This is a genomic window from Archangium violaceum, assembly GCF_016859125.1.
Classification (GTDB): Bacteria; Myxococcota; Myxococcia; order Myxococcales; family Myxococcaceae; genus Archangium; species Archangium violaceum_A.
The window spans coordinates 5892652-5910396 of record NZ_CP069338.1; the positions used below are offsets into that span (position 1 = coordinate 5892652).

At 68.7% G+C, this 17745-nt stretch carries 15 protein-coding genes; 8 read left to right on the forward strand and 7 right to left on the reverse strand.

The window, feature by feature from the left end; all coding sequences use genetic code 11:
- Positions 1-4 precede the first annotated feature (4 nt).
- On the reverse strand, positions 5-1366 hold the full coding sequence (radA, locus tag JQX13_RS25300; RefSeq protein WP_203411470.1) for a DNA repair protein RadA: 1362 nt from the start codon (positions 1364-1366) through the stop codon (positions 5-7).
- A 204-nt stretch (positions 1367-1570) separates the two neighbouring features.
- Between radA and JQX13_RS25305 the strand changes: the two genes are divergently transcribed.
- The 6 genes from JQX13_RS25305 to JQX13_RS25330 all read left to right on the forward strand — a co-directional run bounded on the left by JQX13_RS25305 (position 1571) and on the right by JQX13_RS25330 (position 6549).
- A complete protein-coding gene (locus JQX13_RS25305; RefSeq protein WP_203411471.1) occupies positions 1571-1840 on the forward strand; it encodes a GlsB/YeaQ/YmgE family stress response membrane protein in 270 nt (89 codons plus the stop codon).
- A 163-nt stretch (positions 1841-2003) separates the two neighbouring features.
- Positions 2004-3035 carry a biotin synthase BioB gene (bioB, locus tag JQX13_RS25310; RefSeq protein ID WP_203411472.1) on the forward strand — a complete coding sequence of 344 codons (1032 nt, stop codon included), beginning with the start codon at positions 2004-2006 and terminating at the stop codon, positions 3033-3035.
- A complete protein-coding gene (gene bioF / locus JQX13_RS25315) occupies positions 3036-4241 on the forward strand; it encodes an 8-amino-7-oxononanoate synthase (protein WP_203411473.1) in 1206 nt (401 codons plus the stop codon).
- A 20-nt stretch (positions 4242-4261) separates the two neighbouring features.
- Positions 4262-4996 carry a dethiobiotin synthase gene (gene bioD / locus JQX13_RS25320; RefSeq protein ID WP_203411474.1) on the forward strand — a complete coding sequence of 245 codons (735 nt, stop codon included), beginning with the start codon at positions 4262-4264 and terminating at the stop codon, positions 4994-4996.
- A 105-nt stretch (positions 4997-5101) separates the two neighbouring features.
- Positions 5102-5380, forward strand: a complete 279-nt coding sequence (locus JQX13_RS25325; RefSeq protein WP_203411475.1) for a hypothetical protein — start codon at positions 5102-5104, stop codon at positions 5378-5380.
- Positions 5377-6549, forward strand: a complete 1173-nt coding sequence (locus JQX13_RS25330; RefSeq protein WP_203411476.1) for a pyridoxal phosphate-dependent aminotransferase — start codon at positions 5377-5379, stop codon at positions 6547-6549. The genes JQX13_RS25325 and JQX13_RS25330 overlap by 4 nt, the downstream gene beginning before the upstream one ends.
- 17 nt (positions 6550-6566) lie before the next feature.
- Here JQX13_RS25330 and JQX13_RS25335 read toward each other — a convergent pair whose 3' ends face one another.
- The 6 genes from JQX13_RS25335 to JQX13_RS25360 form a co-directional block, all read right to left on the reverse strand.
- Positions 6567-7004 (reverse strand): citrate lyase holo-[acyl-carrier protein] synthase, encoded by a 438-nt coding sequence (locus tag JQX13_RS25335; protein ID WP_203411477.1) that lies wholly within the window; start codon positions 7002-7004, stop codon positions 6567-6569.
- A gap of 205 nt (positions 7005-7209) precedes the next feature.
- Positions 7210-8751 carry an ATP-binding protein gene (locus JQX13_RS25340; protein ID WP_203411478.1) on the reverse strand — a complete coding sequence of 514 codons (1542 nt, stop codon included), beginning with the start codon at positions 8749-8751 and terminating at the stop codon, positions 7210-7212.
- Complete coding sequence (locus JQX13_RS25345; RefSeq protein WP_203411479.1) at positions 8751-9209, reverse strand: response regulator; 459 nt, start codon at positions 9207-9209, stop codon at positions 8751-8753. The genes JQX13_RS25340 and JQX13_RS25345 overlap by 1 nt, the downstream gene beginning before the upstream one ends.
- Positions 9210-9220: 11 nt before the next feature.
- Positions 9221-10792 carry a sensor histidine kinase gene (locus JQX13_RS25350; RefSeq protein WP_203411480.1) on the reverse strand — a complete coding sequence of 524 codons (1572 nt, stop codon included), beginning with the start codon at positions 10790-10792 and terminating at the stop codon, positions 9221-9223.
- A gap of 316 nt (positions 10793-11108) precedes the next feature.
- The gene (locus JQX13_RS25355; protein ID WP_203411481.1) at positions 11109-13223 is read right to left on the reverse strand and encodes an OPT family oligopeptide transporter; all 2115 of its coding nucleotides are present in this window, start codon (positions 13221-13223) and stop codon (positions 11109-11111) included.
- A 113-nt stretch (positions 13224-13336) separates the two neighbouring features.
- A complete protein-coding gene (locus JQX13_RS25360; protein WP_203411482.1) occupies positions 13337-14773 on the reverse strand; it encodes an FAD-dependent oxidoreductase in 1437 nt (478 codons plus the stop codon).
- A 175-nt stretch (positions 14774-14948) separates the two neighbouring features.
- Here JQX13_RS25360 and JQX13_RS25365 point away from each other — a divergent pair, with 175 nt between their 5' ends.
- On the forward strand, positions 14949-15692 hold the full coding sequence (locus JQX13_RS25365; RefSeq protein ID WP_203411483.1) for an SDR family NAD(P)-dependent oxidoreductase: 744 nt from the start codon (positions 14949-14951) through the stop codon (positions 15690-15692).
- Positions 15693-16179: 487 nt separating this feature from the next.
- The gene (locus JQX13_RS25370; RefSeq protein ID WP_203411484.1) at positions 16180-17670 is read left to right on the forward strand and encodes a methyl-accepting chemotaxis protein; all 1491 of its coding nucleotides are present in this window, start codon (positions 16180-16182) and stop codon (positions 17668-17670) included.
- The last annotated feature ends 75 nt before the right edge of the window (positions 17671-17745 follow it).

Consider the following 17745-nt stretch of genomic DNA (forward strand, 5'->3'; position numbering starts at 1 on the left):
CCGCTCAGTCGAACATCGCTCCCAGCGCCTCGGAGAGCGTCTCGACTCCCACCACTTCCAGCTTCGTGTCCTCCAGCCGCCGCGCGCTCCCCTTCGGGATGATGGCCCGCTGGAAGCCCATCTTCGCCGCCTCGGCGAGCCGTGGCTCCACCTGGCCCACCGCGCGCACCTCGCCCGCCAGGCCCACCTCGCCCAGCACCAGCGTGTGCGCCTCCATCGGCCGGTTCTGCAGGCTGCTCACCAGCGCCGCGCACACCGCCAGGTCGCACGCCGGCTCGGACAGCTGCATGCCTCCCGCCACGTTCACGAAGAGGTCGCACCCCACCAGTGGGATGTCCTCCTTCTTCTCCAGCACCGCCGCCAGCAGCGCCACGCGGTTGCCATCCACGCCAATGGCCGTGCGCCTCGCCGTGCCGTAGCCCGTGGGCGCCACCAGCGCCTGCACCTCCACCAGCAGCGGCCGCGTGCCGTTCAGCGTGCACGTCACCACGCTGCCCGCCTTGCCCGCCGGCCGCTCCGCCAGGAAGAGCGCGGAAGGGTCCGGCACCTCCATCAGCCCCGCGCCCTTCATCTCGAAGACGCCAATCTCGTTCGTCGAGCCGAAGCGGTTCTTGTGCGCCCGGAGGATCCGGAAGGGGTGGCCGCGCTCGCCCTCGAAGTAGAGGACCGTGTCCACCATGTGCTCCAGCACGCGCGGGCCCGCGATGGAGCCCTCCTTCGTCACGTGCCCCACCAGGAACGTGGGCACCCCGCTGCGCTTGGCGAAGGCCATGAAGCGCCCCGCCACCTCGCGCACCTGCGAGATGCTCCCCGGCGCGCTGCCCAGCTCCGGCAGGTACATGGTCTGGATGGAGTCCACCACCAGCGCCCGGGGCTTGAGGCCCTCGGCCACCGCCAGCACCCGGTCCGCGTCCGTCTCCGCGAAGAGGTGGATGGCCTCGCTCTCCACCCGCAGCCGCTCGGCCCGCATCTTCGTCTGCCGCAGCGACTCCTCGCCCGATACGTAGAGCACCGGGCCCCAGCGCCCCAGCCTGTCCAGCGCCGCCAGCAGCAGCGTGGACTTGCCGATGCCCGGGTCTCCTCCCAGCAGAACCAGCGAGCCGTCCACCACTCCACCTCCGAGCACCCGGTCGAACTCGGCGATGCCCGTGCGCCGGCGCTCCTCCTGCTCGCCGCTCACCTCGCGCAGCCGCACCGGCTTGGACGCCCCTCCCGAGGCCCCCCACGCCGGGCGCTTGTCGTCCACCTTCGCCTCGGTCTCCTCCACCAGCGAGCTCCACGCGCCGCAGTCGGGGCACTTCCCCAACCACTTCGCCGACTGGTACCCGCACGCCTGACACGTGTAGTGCGTCTTCGCCTTCGCCATGGAGCCTCTTGTCTAGCGCAGACCGGGCCCGTTTCCCCGCTTTCCCTCACGCCTGCCCACCCTCACGCCGCGTCCGTCCGGGGGGCGGGCGGCCAGGCGGGGGAGTAAACTCCGGGCCCCCGTCAAGTTGTGCTTCCGGGGAGGGCTCACCACGTTGCTCCCAACTGGGGCCGCACGTCGCGGCGCCCTGGAAGGGAGACGGAAATGAGCATCATCTGGTTCATCGTGGTGGGTCTGGTCGCGGGTCTGATCGCTCGGGCGCTTCTCCCGGGCCGGCAGTCGATGGGTCTGGTGGCGACGATGCTGCTGGGCATCGTGGGCTCGTTCGTGGGTGGCTTCATCGGCGCGCTCTTCTCTCCGAGCCGACGCATTCTCGACCTCAACCCCTCGGGCCTCATCATGTCCGTGGTAGGCGCCATCGTCGTCCTACTCCTGGTGGGCTGGGCGGGCCGAGGCCGTCGAATCCACGCCTGATGTCCGGGGCCCGGCAGGGGAGGGATGCGCGAAACCCGCGCTCCCACCCTCCGGGCCCCTCGTGTTTCGGGGGGGCCGGGAAGTCGTCAACCCGGCCTCGCTGCGTGGTTGACAAGGGCTGGCCATCCACGCACCGTGCGCGCTCCCACTTCCCGAGGAGCCCATGTCCGACTCCGCCGCCCACGACTTCCACGGTCACGCCCACTTCGCCACGCCGCCTCCGGGTGTCGTCGTCCGCCACGACTGGACGCTCGCCGAGGTGCGAGGTCTCTACGAGCTGCCCCTGCTGGAGCTCATCCACAAGGCGCAGACCGTCCACCGGGCCGTCTTCCAGGACAACAAGGTGCAGCTGTGCTCGCTGCTGTCCATCAAGACGGGCGGCTGCCCCGAGGACTGCGGCTACTGCCCCCAGGCCGCGCGCTACCACAAGGACACCGGCCTGGAGGCCGAGAAGCTCATGTCCGTGTCGTCCGTGCTGGACGCCGCCTCCAAGGCGCGCGCCGCCGGCGCCACCCGCTTCTGCATGGGCGCCGCCTGGCGCGAGGTGAAGGACGGGCCCCAGTTCGACAGCGTCCTGGAGATGGTCCGCGGCGTGAAGTCGCTCGGCATGGAGGCCTGTGCCACGCTCGGCATGCTCACCGAGAGCCAGGCCCGTCGCCTTCGCGAGGCCGGCCTCTCCGCCTACAACCACAACCTCGACACCTCCGAGGACAAGTACGGCGACATCATCTCCACCCGCACGTACCAGGATCGGCTCGACACCCTCGAGCGCGTGCGCAAGGCCGGCATCTCCGTGTGCTCCGGCGGCATCATCGGCATGGGTGAGTCCGTGGATGATCGCTGCAAGCTGCTGCTCACGCTCGCCAACCAGGAGGTCCACCCCGAGTCCGTGCCCATCAACGCGCTCGTCCCCGTGAAGGGCACCCCCCTGCAGCACCAGCAGCCCGTGCAGTCCGTGGAGATGGTCCGCACCATCGCCACCGCCCGCATCCTCATGCCCATGGCCATGGTCCGCCTGTCCGCCGGCCGCATGCAGATGAACGAGGAGGCCCAGCTGTTGTGCATGCTCGCGGGCGCCAACTCGCTCTTCTTCGGCGAGAAGCTGCTCACCACCGGCAACCCCGAGTACACCCAGGACATGGCCCTCCTCGCGAAGGCCGGTATTCGTCCCCTGGAACCGGATACGTCCCGGTAGATGGCTCCGGATACGCGATACCCTCACCCCGGCCCTCTCCCGGAGGGAGAGGGGGTTTGCACGGCCTGGGCACGGGCTGAGTTGGATTCTCTTGTCTCCCGGGGGTTGAAGCGGGTTCTGGAGCCGCTCGACTCTCCCCAGGGTCCGCTCGTGCGCGTGGGCGGCGAGACGTTCGTCAACTTCGCCTCCAATGACTACCTGGGCCTCGCAGCCTCTCCCTCCGTGCGCGCCGCCGCCGCCGCCGCCCTGGAAACCCAGGGGCTGGGCTCCGGGGCCAGCCGGCTCGTCGTGGGCGACACCTCCGTCCACCAGCGGCTGGAGACCCGGCTCGCTTCCTTCGAGCGCTCCGAGGCCGCCCTCCTGTTCAACTCGGGCTATGCGGCCAACGTCGGCACCCTCCAGGCCCTCGTCGGCCCCGAGGACGCCGTCTTCTCCGACTCCCTCAACCACGCCTCGCTCATCGACGGCTGCCGTCTCTCACGCGCCCGGGTCGTCGTCTATCCGCATGCCGATGTCGAGGCGCTGGAGCGGGCCCTGGCCGCGACTCCCGCCCGCCGCCGGCTCGTCGTCACCGACACCGTGTTCTCCATGGATGGGGACCATGCGCCCCTGCGGGAGATCGTTCGCGTCTGCCGGGCCCACGGTGCCGCGCTCCTCGTCGACGAGGCCCATGCCACCGGAGTCCTTGGTGCTCGCGGGGCGGGGTTGTGCGAGGAGCTCGGGCTCTGTGACGCCGTCGACGTGCGCATGGGCACCTTGAGCAAGTCGCTCGGCGGGTTGGGCGCGTACATCTGTGCGTCCCGTCCCGTGGTGGAGCTCGTGCTCAATCGCGCGCGGCCCCTCGTCTACTCGACGGCGCTCCCCGCCGCCCTGTGCGCCGCCGCCGAGGCCGCCGTGGACATCGTCGAGCACGATGACGCACTGCGCGCCCGGTTGTGGCGCAACATCCGGCGCTTCTCCGCGGGCCTGCGCTCACTCGGGTTCGTCGCGGAGCCCCGCAGCGCCATCTTCCCCGTCATCGTTGGTGAGCCTGAGCGCGCCGTCGCGGCGTCTCGTGCGCTGCGTGCCCGCGGTCTGCTCGTGAAGGCTATCCGGCCTCCGACCGTCCCCGTCGGCACCAGCCGGCTCCGCTTCTGTCTATCCGCCGCGCACACCGAGGGCCAGGTGGACCTGGCACTCGAGGGGCTGCGCTCGCTGAATCTCTGATTCACGGAGTGGGAGGTTTCTTGGCAACCCGAGCTTCCGAGGGTCGTTGGCCGCGCTTCTTCGTCACGGGCACGGATACGGGCGTCGGTAAGACGCAGGCGTCGCGTGCCCTGTTGTCCCTGCTCGCCGACGCGGGGCTCTCTCCCCAGGGCTTCAAGCCCTATGAGAGCGGGTGTGCCTCCCTCTCCGCGCCCTCGGACGCGCTCTCCCTTCGCGAAGCCGCCCGGAGCGACCTGCCCCTCGACATCGTCTGTCCGCACCGCTTCCGCGCTCCCCTGGCTCCAGGCGTCGCCGCGCGCCGTCTGGGCCGCGAGCCCGACTGGAACGTCACCCTCGCCGCGTGGGAGCGCATCCGGCACGGGTCCGTCGTCGTCGAGGGCGCCGGTGGGCTCTTCGTCGCCCTCGACTCCTCCCACGACGTCATCGATCTCATCTCCGCGCTCGGCCTTCCCGTCCTGCTCGTCGCCCGCGCGGGCCTGGGCACGCTCAACCACACCGCCCTGTCCCTCGAGGCCCTCGCCGCGCGCAACATCCCTGTCGCGGCCGTGCTCCTCTCCCGGAGTACCTCCTCGCGCGACCCCTCCGAGCGCGACAACCCCGCCCTCATCGCCGAGCGCCACCGTGTCCAGGTACTGGGTCCCGTGCCCTACCTGGTGGATCCCCGCCGGCGTCACGCGGCCTTCCGAAAGGCGCTCGCACCGCTGGTGGAGAACGTGCTCGCTACAGGGCGCTCCAATCGCGCGCGAGCCCGATAAATCGGCCTCCGGAGCGATCCGGTACACGCGCGCGAGTGCAAGTTTTCGTGTCACTCGGCCGTGAAAATGGACGCATGTTTCGATCTGCGCGAGAACGCCCGACGAATGGCGGACATCATCGACCTCTCGCTCCTCGCCGATGCCAGGCGGTACTTCTCCAAGCTCCTCGACGCGCGTGGTCTCTCCTACTTCCTCCAGAAGGACGGCCACCGGCTCTTCCACATCGAGCCGGCCAAGGTCGAGCTCGTGGTTCGCACCGCCATCCGCATGCGCGCCGACGAGCTGCCCAACCCCCACCCGAAGGCCGTCGATCACTGCCGTCAGGAGATCCGCCGTGAGCTGATCCGCCTCGTCGCCTCGGCCATGCTCCAGACGGGACTGTGAGCGGCTTCTCCGCGCGCACCGACTTCCCTCGGACGTGGAATCCCCTGGCGCGGGCCCTCGCCGAGCGCCGGGCACTTGGCCTCCCCCTGCTGGAGCTCACCGAGACCAACCCCACCCGCGTGGGCCTGCCCGCGCCCGAGCCGGCCCTGCTGCAGCACCCGGGGGCGCTCGGCTACGCACCCGAGCCCCAGGGGTTGTTGTCGGCCCGTGAGGCCGTGGCCACCTACCTGGCCACCCGAGGCGCCCGCGTCTCGCCCGAGCACCTCATCCTCTCGGCGAGCACCAGCGAGTCCTATGGCTGGCTCTTCAAGCTGCTGTGCGAGCCCGGGGACAACGTCCTCGTCCCCGCGCCCAGCTACCCGCTCTTCGAATACCTCACGCGGTTGGAGGGCGTGGAGACGCGCACCTACCGCCTGCCCCGCGCGCATGGCTTCGGCCTGGACGTGGAGGAGGTGGCCGCCGCGAGGGACGCGCGCACCCGCGCCGTGCTCGTGGTGAACCCCGGCAACCCCACCGGGCACTACCTGCGCGAGGGCGAGCTGGAAGCCCTGGGCGGGTTGTGCGCGGAGGCCGGGCTGGCGCTCGTCTCGGACGAGGTGTTCTCCGACTTCGCCTGGGACGAGGAGCCGGGCCGGGTTCCCACGGTGGCCGGGCGCGAGCTGCCCATGCTCACCTTCTCCCTGTCGGGCCTGTCGAAGGTGGCGGGGCTGCCCGGCCTCAAGCTGGGGTGGACGCACGTGGGCGGGCCCGACGCGTTGCGTGACGAGGCCCTGGCCCGGTTGGAGCTGGTGGCGGACACGTACCTGCCGGTGAACACCCCCGTGCAGCTCGCCCTGCCCGGACTGCTGGCCCACGCGCCCCACTTCCAGGCGGCGCTGCTGGCACGGGTGAAGGAGAACCGGAGGCTGCTGCTCCAGGCCCGTCCGAGTGACGCCCTCTGGGACGTGGTGCCCGCCCAGGGAGGGTGGAGCACCGTGCTGCGCATTCCCCTGGAGCCCGGGGAGGAGGCCACGTGCCTGGCCCTGCTGGACGAGGGGGTGGTGGTGCAGCCGGGCTACTTCTACGACTTCACCCGCGGGGCCTTCCTGGTGCTGTCGCTGCTACCCCCACCGGACGTCTTCGCCGCGGCGCTGGAGCCGCTCGTGCGCGTGCTGGCCACGAGCGGGTAGGGGATGCCGGAGCGGGTCTAGGGTGCGGCCGGGGCGCCCACCAGCTCGCGGGGCACCTTGCTCGTGGTGCCGAAGCTCCCGGCGAGCCCGTAGCACTCGATGGTCAGGTGCCGATCCCATGCCGCGTGCTCCTCGATGCGGCTGGCCCTCCGCCGCGCCAGCAGCGCGGGCAGCTCCGTGACGAAGAAGCCATAGTACCCCGCGGCATCCTCGAGCATCTCGGCGGGCGGCACGCCCAGCCCCGCTTCCAGCTGTTGGAGCCCGGAGAGGAAGCGGCGCTCGGCGTCCTCGTTCGACGCGGACCCCCGGGGGACGTCCAGGGACAGCTCGACGAGCGAGCGGCCCGACATGTTCCGGGCGAGCTCCTGGCGCACCTTGTGTCGCTGCTCTCGTGCTTCCAGGACACGCGCCTCCTCGGCGCGCTCCAACGCTCGTTTCGCCAGGGCTGTGCTCATCGGCTCCTCCCCTGGGGCCCGGTGTGGGCCCGTGTCCGTCCATTTATATGGAGATGCCTGACGCGTCTTCGTGATGCGCCTGACGAGAGATGGGGACGGCCCGCTCCAACCGCATGCAGGCGGGGGACCAAGCGTCTTCCACCCCGCAATCTCCTGCCGCTGGGGGCCGGGGAGTGACGGGAAGTTCACGCTCGAGCCCCTGGATTCAGGCGGGCGCATCCAGCGGCGGCATCTCCGCCATCAAGGCGCGCAGCCGCTGGGAGTCGATGGGCTTGTCGATGCAGGGCAGGCCGTTGTTCGCCAGGAAGGCTTGCGACTGCTCCGTGAAGGCGCCCCCGGTCATGAAGATGACGCGCTGCGCCTGCTCCGGCGCCAATCGGGACAGCTCCTCATGGAACCGGGGACCGCTCATCTCCGGCATCATCAGGTCGCTCAGGATGATGTCGAAGCGCCGGCCCGAGGCCACCAGCGCCAACGCCTCCGCGCCCCGGGAGAGCACGGAGACCTCGCAGTGCGCCCCGAGCAGGCGCTGGACGGCGCGGCCGACGATGACCTCGTCATCCAGGACCAGGACGCGACGCCGGGGTGTTGGCTCGCCACTGGTCCGAGGGAGGTGTTCGGACAGGTCCTGGGTGGTGGGCAGGCGCAGGTGGAACACGGAGCCCCGCCCCGGCTCGCTCTCCACGCAGAGCTCCCCTCCCATCCCGTTGACGAGGCGGCGGCAGATGGCCAGCCCCAGTCCCGTGCCCACGCCCACCGGTTTGGTGGTGAAGAAGGGCTCGAAGATGCGCTCGCGCAGCTCCGGGGGGATGCCCCGGCCGGTGTCGTGGATCTCCACCCGGACGTGGCTGCTCCCCTCCTGGCGCGTCACCACTCGGATTTCCTGGGTGGTGCTCTGGCCCTCGGGGATGGCGTCGGCGGCGTTGACGAGCAGGTTGAGGAAGACCTGCCCGAGCGGCGCCTCGCTGCCGAGCACCGGCGTGCATTCGCCGTAGTCCTTGACGATGCGGGCGCGGTGGAAGATGTGGTTCCACGCCATGCGCAGCGAGGAGTCGAGCACCCGGTGCACGTCCAGGGGGCCGCGCTGCTTGTCATCCGGCCGGGAGAAGACCTTGATGTCGCGGATGATCTCCCGGATGCGATCGGCGCACAGGAGGCAGTCGCGCAGCGCCTGCTCGTGCTCAAGGGAGAGGGTCGACACGGGCACCGGCCCCTCCGCGTCCTCGGGGTGGAGGATGAAGTCCAGGTTGGCCATGAGCGAGGCGAGCGGGTTGTTGATTTCGTGCGCCACGCTGGCGGCCAGCAACCCCAGCGAGGCGAGCCGGTCCGACAGGAGGAGCTGCTCCTGCATCTTCCGGCGCTCGGCCCGGAGCGCCGCTTCGCGCAGCTCCCGGGCCACGGCGGGCCCCAGCCGGACCAGCCGGTCCTTCAGCAGGAAGTCGTGGACGCCGGCCTTCATCGCCTTCACGGCCGTGTCCTCGCCAATCTGTCCGGAGACGATGAGGAAGGGGATGTCCAGCCCCCGCCGCTGCACCATGGCGAAGGCGGCCAGCGCGTCGAAGCGCGGCAACGCGTAATCGGCGATGACGGCGTCCCAGGGGCCCTCGTCGAGCGCGCGCTCCAGCGCCTCGGCCGTCTCGACACGGGTGTAAGAGACGTCGTAACCGCCGCGCCGCAGCTCGCGCAGCACCATCAGGGCATCATCTTCGAAGTCCTCGATGAGCAGCAGTCGCAGCGGCGAGGCCATCAAGCATTCCTTCTCTTGGCGGGCAGCTCGTTGAGGACGAGCCAGTACATTCCGAGCTGACGCACCGCCTCGAAGAACGCGGTGACGTCCACGGGCTTGTGGACGAAGCTGTTGACCCCGAGCTGATAGCCCTCCACCAGATCCCGCTCCTCGTTGGAGGAGGTGAGGATGACCACCGGCAGGGTGCAGGTCTGCTCGTGGGCGCGGATGCGCCGCAGCACCTCCAGGCCGTCGATGCGGGGCAGGTGCAGATCCAACAGGACGACCTGGGGCCGGATGGAGAGGTCGCGGCCGGCGTACCGGCCCTGGGCGAAGAGGTAGTCGACGGCCTCGGCTCCGTCGCGCACGACGACCACCGGGTTGTGGATGTTGCTCTTGCGGAACGCGCGGAGCGTCATCAGCTCGTCATCGGCGTTGTCCTCGACGAGCAGGATGACGCGTTGGCTTGGCTCGAACATGGGGATGATCCTCAATCGTGGAGGGTGAAGAAGAAGGTGGCGCCGTGTCCGACCTGGCCCTCGGCCCAGATGCGGCCCTGGTGGCGCCGGACGATGCGCTGCGCGGTGGCCAGCCCCACTCCGTTGCCCTCGAACTCCTGCTGCGTGTGGAGCCGCTGGAAGACGCCGAAGAGCTTGCTCTGGTACTCCATGTCGAAGCCGGCCCCGTTGTCCCGGACGAAGTAGACGCGCTCGTTCCCGTCCCCCGGCAGGGTCCCGAACTCGATCTGCGCCTCGGCCCGCTCGCGGGTGAACTTCCAGGAGTTGCCCATCAGGTTCTCCAGCACCAGGCGCAGCAGCTGGGAATCCCCGCGGTCCACCAGTCCATCCTGGAGCTGGAAGCACACGACGCGCTCGGGCTGCCAGCGCTGGAGCTGCTCGGCGATGGAGCGCGCCAAGGCGGACAGGTTGACTTCCGTCTCCACGAACTCGGTGCGGTTGACGCGCGAGAGCGCGAGGATGCCGTCGATGAGCTCGGACATCCGCTGGGAGGAGGCGCGGATGCGCTTGATGTAGTCCAGGCCCATCTCGTCGAGCTTGTCCGTGCAGTCCTCGGTCAGCGCCTGGGTGAAGTTGGAGATGCTGCGCAGCGGGGCGCGCAGATCATGGGCCACGGAGTACGCGAAGGCCTCCAGCTCGCGGTTGGAGAACTCGAACTGGGCGGTGCGTTCGGCGATACGGCGCTCCAGGTCCGCGTTGAGCTGGCGCACCTGCTCCTCGGCCTCGCGGCGCTGGGTGATGTCGGAGATCATCGCCATCGCCCCGATGTAGTTGCCGTTCTCGTCGTGGATGGGGCCGGTCGAGACCATGGTCCAGATGCGCACCCCGTCCTTGCGCACGAGCTGGAAGTCATTGATGAGGGCGGACCTGCCCTGGCGCCGCTCCTCGATGTACTGCACCATGAGGGCGGCATCCTCCTTTCGGATGAAGTCGAAGAGCGTCTTCTCCTTCATCTCCTCGGCCGAGTAGCCCAGCATCTGGGTGAGGAATCGATTGACGTAGATGGTGCGGTTCTCGTCATCGACCATCCAGATCCCCTCCTGGGCGGACTCCACGAGGAGCTGGAACCGTATCTCGCTGCGGCGCTGCTCGGCCTCGGCGTGGCGCTGCTCCGAGGTGTCGCGCAGGTGGAGGGTGGCCCCCAGGTGCTTCCCCTGTCTGTCGCGTACGGGCCTGGCTTTCGCGAAGCAGAACAGTCCTTCCGGGATGTTGGCGTTGCGGGCGAAGTACTCCAGCGTGGATTCCTCCTCTCCCCGCATGGCGCGGTACAGCGGAAGCTTCTCGGAAGGGATCGGCGTCTTCTTGTCCGGGTAGAAGAGGCCGTACTGCTTGCTCCATTCCTCGGGGACGGATTCCCTGAGCCCGAAGCCGAGGATCCGGCGGCCCTGGTCATTGATGTAGAGCTGGCGACCCTGTGCGTCGACGACGGTCAATCCCTCGGTGGAGTTGTCGAGGATGGCGCGCAGCAGCAGGTGGTACTCGGGCTGGAAGAGACGTTCGTCCAGCTCATCGGGGGGAGGATTCGGGGGGGACGAGGCTGTCATGGTGTTGGGACGAAGGCCGCCACTGGGGGGAGGTCGCGCGGGGCCGATTCGTGCATTTGTTCAAGTGATAACGAACTCCACACGGAAACGACCCGCAGATGACAGAAAGTGGCTCGAGGTTCCACGGGAGTATTGACTCGAAACCGTGGCACACGGAGCCCCTCTCGGAGGGGGAACGAGTAGGCGGACGGAGGTCGGCCCTTCTCCGCATCACGAAAGAAAAGGAGCGCTCGGCGGAAAGACTCACGCCGAGCGCTCCGAGGTACGACTGTCTGCGAAATACGACGTCCGCGAGCGACCAGGCTCGCGGGGGGTGCTACGCCTGCGAGGCCCTGCGCGAGATGCGGTACAGCACGAAGCCCATGAAGGCGAAGGCGAGGACACCGATGAGCTGGTAGCCGCCCTCACCCACGGTGTGGTGCAGGGCCTGCTCCACGGACAGCTTGGAGATGGCCGCGCTGATGCCCTCGTTCACCGACAGGATGGCGACCACGACGCCCGCCAGCGCGCCGCCGGCCACCAGGCCCGTGGAGAAGAGGTTGCCGGGGCCGAGCTCGGACTCCTCCACGTGCTCGCCCTTGCGCGCCGCCATGTAGTCCGACAGGCCCTTGATGGCGCCGCCCACGAAGATGGGCGCGGTGGTGGACAGGGGCAGGTACGCGCCCACGGCGAAGGACAGCGACTTCACGCCGCACAGCTCCATCGTCACCGACAGGAAGACGCCCACCAGCACGAACTGCCAGTCCAGGTTGAAGGACAGCAGGCCCTTGATGAGCGTGGCCATCAGCGTGCCCTGCGGCGCGGGGAACGCCGCGGTGCCAATCATGTGCTCCACGCCCTGGGCCCGCAGCGCCTCCGTCGGCGTGTCCAGCAGCTTCATGGTGAGGCCGATGACGATCGCCGCCGCCACCGCGCCAATCATGAGGCCGATCTGCTGCGCGCGCGGGGTGGCGCCCACCAGGTAGCCCGTCTTCAGGTCCTGCGACGTGGCGCCCGCGTTCGCCGCGGCGATGCACACCATGCCGCCCACGCACAGCGCCATGGGCTGGTACACGTCACCCGTCCAGCCGATGCCCACGAAGATGAGGCACGTGGCCATCAGCGTGGCGATCGTCATTCCGGAGATGGGGTTGGACGACGAGCCGATGATGCCCACGATGCGCGAGGCCACCGTCACGAAGAAGAAGCCGAACACCACGATGAGGACGCCCAGCAGCAGGCGGCCGAACACGGTGCCCGGCAGGAAGGGCAGGGCGGCCATCACCAGCACGAGGCCCACGCTGCCGAAGAGCACGACGGTGATGGGCAGATCCCTCTCGGTGCGCTTCTGCGCGACCGCTCCGGTGCCCTCCTTGAACGAGGCCAGGCTCTCCTTGAACGCCGCGATGATGGTGGGCAGCGTCTTGAGCAGCGTGATGAAGCCGCCCGCGGCCACCGCTCCCGCGCCGATCTGCCGCACGTAGGCACGGTAGATGGCCACCGCCGTATTGGAGAAGGTGTGGGTCACCGGATCCCACCCACCCGAGCTGCCCGGGCTGGTGATGCTCTTGAGCTCGCCCAGCTTCACCAACTGCATCGCGATGGTGTCCGGCGGCACCACCGAGGCCAGCAGCGGGATGAGGCCCAGCCACGCCAGCACGCCACCGGCCACCAGCACGCCGGCGATCTTCGGGCCGACGATGTAGCCCACGCCCAGGTACTCGGGGGTGATGTCACCGTTGAGCGTGGCGGACGGGAAGAACTTGTTCGTCTGCTTCGTCACCAGCGCCGGCGTCTCGGCGATGAGCTTCACGATCTTCTGCGCCAGCGCGTACACGAAGGCGAAGCCCACGCCCTGGAAGGCGATCTTCGCCAGGTCTCCACCCTTCTCACCGGCGATGAGCACCGAGGCGCACGCCGTGCCCTCGGGGTAGGGCAGGTTGGCGTGCTCCTTCACGATGAGCGAGCGCCGCAGCGGCACCATCATCAACGTGCCCAGCACACCGCCCAGCAGCGCCAGCGTGAAGATGGTCCAGTACTCGAAGAAGCTGGAGCCCTTGCTGTCGGTGCTCAGGAAGAGGAAGCCCGGCAGGGTGAACACCACGCCCGCGGCGATGGACTCGCCCGCGGAGCCGATGGTCTGCACCACGTTGTTCTCGAGGATCGTCGAGCCCCCCAGCTTCTTGAGCAGCGAGATGGCGAGCACCGCGATGGGGATGGAGGCGGAGACGGTCAGGCCCGCCTTCAGGGCCAGGTACACCGTCGCCGCGCCGAAGATGATGCCGAAGACCACGCCGATACCGATGGCCTTCGGGGTGAATTCGGCGACGTCGGTGCGCTCGGAGGGGATGTACGGCTGGAGCTCGGCTGCTGTCTGGGTGACTTCGCTCGAGGCGATGCCGGTCGGAACGACATCGTTCCGAGCCGCCTCGGTCTTGGCTGCTTCGGGCATTTTGGGGGCTCCCGTGGTGGGGGACGGCCGTGTCGGGGAGTGTTCTACAACTCCCTCCCCCGTCCTCCAAATGGACCGTCCAGGAGCCGGAGCCCGGGCAGGCGGGCGTGACGCTATGCGGCGGCGCCCAGGGGCCCGTCACCGGCCCGGGTCCGCTTCCCTGGCGCGGGGGGCAGGGTGGTCAGGTTCGCCCGCCGCTCCCTGGGGACGAGCAGGCTCTTGAGGCTGTAGCCCAGCAGCGCCGCGGCGAACCCCGGCTGCAGCAGCCCCTCGGCCCCCTTGCGCATGTGCAGCACCTCGTAGAACTGGTGGCAGGACTTCGCGTCCACCGAGGTCAGGTCGATCATGTTCTGGATGGTCCACAGCAGGGCCTTGAGCCCGGCGGGCCGCTTGCCCCGGGCTTCCGGGTGGGCCAGGTCCATGGTGGTGGTCAGGAACCAGGCCGTCCCGATGAGCTTGCCGAGCTCCTGATGGAAGCTCCGCGACAGCCCCTGGTGCAGCCCGCCCGGCGAGGTGCGCGCCCGGGCGACGCTCTCCCCGAGGAGCTTCGCCCCCAGGCTGATGACCGTCATGCCCTGGCCGAAGACGGGGTTGAGGGCGCAGACCGCGTCACCCAGGAGCACGAACCCCTCCGGGAAGCGCTCCATCTTCTCGAAGTGCAGCCACCGGCTCGACGGAATCTTGTGCGTGACGGGCTGCGTCAGCGGTTTCGCGTTCCGGATGTACTCGTAGAGGTGGGGGGCGGGCAGCTTCCGCGCGAACTCCAGGAAGCCCTCCTCATCGGTGGGCGCGTGGTCTCCGAAGTAGCCGTTGAGGCTGACGATCCACCGTCCGCCCTCCACGTTCGAGATGAAGCCCGAGCGCCGGGACTCGGGCGCCCGGCCATTGACGACCATGATCTTGAAGTCGTCGAAGCCCGCGGGGCGCTCGTAGAACCGGCTCGTGTACCCCAGGTCGATTCCCACCTGCTCCTCTTCCGGACGGCCGTAGCCCAGCAGCTCCAGCCAGTGCGGTGCCCGCGAGCCCCGGCCGCTGGCGTCCACCACCAGCTCCCCCTCGAGGGTCTGCTCTCCCTCCGGTCCCTTCACCCTCACCCCGGTGACGCGCGTGCGCGAGGCTTCCGTGAGGAGCTCCTCGACCCCATACCCCTGCCGCACCTCCACGTTGGGCAGTGCGGTGACGCGGCCACGCACCTTCCATTCCAGATAGGGGCGGGAGACGAGGATCGACCGGGGGCCTCCCTCGTAGCGGACCTTCCAGCTTCCGGACTGGAGCCAGGCGGCATCCCGGGCCATGTCGATGAAATCCACCCCCTCGCGCACCATCTCCTGCACCATCCCGGGGAACATCTCGTCCAGCGTTTTCAGCCCGGCCTCCAGCAACGCGTGGATGTGACGCCCCTGAGGGGCGCTCTTGCGCGCCTCCGGCCCCTGGGGGAGTGCTTCCCTTTCGAGGATGATCACCTTCTCGAAGTGCTCCGAGAGCACCCGCGCGCTCAGGAGTCCCGCGACACTGCCTCCAATGACTACAGCCTGTCCGAATGCACGCATGTTGGAATGCACCATGTCCCTCTCGATGTGCGGGCCCACGAACCTTCTGGTTTATCAGAATACGTGAGATGTATTTGGATGAGCCAACTTCGGGTGGGTCGAGGCTGCGGAATTTGATGGCGGTGTAGGTATTTTTTCTATCAGTGCTAATCTCTTGCAGGAGGATGCAACGAATATGCGCAGGCTCGAGCAGAAGGTAGCCATCGTCACGGGTGGCTCTCGCGGCATCGGTGCGTCCGTCGCGCGGCGGCTGGCCTCCGAAGGGGCGAGGGTGGTGCTCAACTACGTGCAGAACGCGCAGGCCGCGGAGGAGGTGGCCGCGTCCATCCGGGCCGCGGGGGGCGAGGTCCTCACCGTGCGCGCGAACGTGGGCGAGGAGCCGCAGATGCAGGCGCTCTTCGCGACGACACTCGAGCGCTACAACCGGTTGGACATCCTGGTCAACAACGCGGCCGCCTTCGGCTCCAACCCGCTCGAGGCCATCGACCGGGCGCAGTTCCAGCAACTCGTGGACGTCAACATCTGGGGGCTGATCGTCGGCTGCCGCCTGGCGGGGCGCCACATGGTGAATGGGGGACGCATCATCAACTTCTCTTCCATTGGCGCCCACAAGGGCTTCGCGGGAGGGGGCCTGTACGCGGCGACCAAGGCCGCTGTCGAGTCACTCACCCGCACCGCGGCCACCGAGCTCGCGCCGCGCGACATCACGGTCAACGCGCTCATCATCGGTCAGGTGGCCACGGACATGGCCTCCGAGGTGCCCTTGGAGATGCGGCGGCAGATCGCCGCCCAGACGTTGATTGGCAAGATGGGTCGTCCCGATGATGTCAGTGGGGTCGTCGCGTTCCTCGCGTCCGAGGACGCCCGCTGGGTGACGGGCCAGGCCCTGGGCGTCAACGGCGGCTACCTGATGCGTTGAGTCATCTGGCGACCCATCGGGTGGGTGGCGCCATCCATCCCAGCATGGCGGGTGGCTGGAACGGGCCCTTCCAGGTCTGATGCCCGCTGTCCTGCCGAGGAGGCGGCTTCTCCCCCAGTGACGGCGAACACACTGACTGGAAAACGGCATTGTGGGCGATCGGTGCTAGGATGATCACGCGATGAACAAGGGTGAGTTGAAGGGTTTGGTCCTCAAGAGCTTTCTGGAGCAGCAGTTGTCGATGCTGACGGCACTTGCTCCCGTGGCCTACATGCTGTCGTTGGTGATGGGGTTGCCCCCGGAGCAGGCGATGCGCGTGTCGATCATCAACGCGACATGCAATAGCCCGATCTTCGGGATTCTCATCCCGGTGGTGATGATCTACGTCGTCTTCAAGAACGCTCTAACGGAGAACCCGAGGGATCTCCCGGGAGATCGGCTCAAGCGCATCCTCAAGGCGCCGCGGAAGATCGAGTATGGGCTGCTGGTGAGCTACGGCGTCTCCTGCTTCATCTGGGCGGGCTGGCCCACGCTGCTCTACGGGTTGGATCCCATCATCATCCCGCAGGCGGTGGCCTCCTTCGTGCTGCTGGCGATGGTCGTGGGCATCCGGCTCGCCATCCGGCTGGAGCGGCTGCTGCGTCCCTATGCGCTGGCGGAGTTCCACAAGTACCCGGAGCTGCGGCTCGAGGAGCGCGGCTTCCTGTGGCCCAAGCAGAGGTGGTACCTGCCCTACTGCTTCGCCTTGTTCGTGTTCGCCACGCTGACGGTGACGAGCATCATCGTCGCCAAGAAGACCGGTGTCGGCTTCTCCGAGCTCTTCGTGGAGGTGGAGAGGATGGCTCCCGCGCTGGTGGGGCTGCTGCGCGAGCGGGTCGGCGGCATCCTCGGCACCATCGTCCTCCCGGTGGTGGCGGTCGGTGGCTTCATGATCTTCGCGGCGGCGTGGTGTGCCTGGGAGATCGCCCGGCACCAGAGCCAGGGCGCGCACGCCGTGCAGATGTCCATCGAGTCGATTGCCTCGGGCAAGCCCTCCCTGCCGGCATGGGTGGCCACGGACGAGGTGGGAGATCTGTCCATCGCCACCGCGGCGGCCTTCGAGCGGCTTCGGACGTTCTCGTCCTCGCTGACGGACTCGGCGCAGATGCTGGGCCAGTCCGCCGAGCGGCTCGGCAGCTCCCACAAGGATCAGACGGAGTCGCTCTCCGTCCAGGCCGCGGCGCTCCAGGAGACGCAGGTCACCGCGCAGGAAATCCGGCAGACGTCGATTGTGGCCGCCCAGAAGGCGGAGGACGTGCTGCAGCAGGCCGAGCGCGCCGAGCAGATCGGCCGCTCCGGCGAGGTCGCGCTGGAGCAGAGCCTCACGGGCATGCACGAAATCCAGAAGCAGGTGCTCCAGATGGCGCAGAGCATCCGCTCCCTGGACGAGCGCGCCCGGCAGATCGCCAACATCACCACCACGGTGAAGAGCCTGGCGGACCGCTCCACCATGCTGGCGCTCAACGCCGCCATCGAGGCCGTGCGCTCCGGCGAGCATGGCAAGGGCTTCGCGGTGGTGGCGCGGGAGATCCGCAGCCTGGCGGATCAGTCCATCAAGGCGACCTATAGCGTGCAGGGCATCCTGCAGGATCTCAGCGAGGCGATCCGCACCACGGCCGAGATGACGGAGAGCGGTTCCGACAAGGTGCAGAGCAGCGCGCTGCAGCTGCAGTCCTTCGGTGACAACATCCGGCAGCTCTCCAGCATCGTGCGAGACAACGTGAGCTCCGTGCGGCAGATCTCCGCCGCCGTCACCCAGCAGAACCAGGGCATCGGGCAGATCTTCCAGGCGGTGAACGACCTGACGAAGATCATGGACCAGACGATGGCCAGCCTGCGTACCAGCGACGAGGCCGCCGATCAGATGCGCATGGTGGCCGAGCGCGTGAGCGTCTTCGTCGGTGAGTACGACTGGCAGACGCAAACGCCCAATCAGTAGTCATCCTGGCGCGGTCGACTGCTCCCGTGACCGCTCCCTCTCCCCTCGGGAGAGGGGAAATGGCCGCGGGGACGT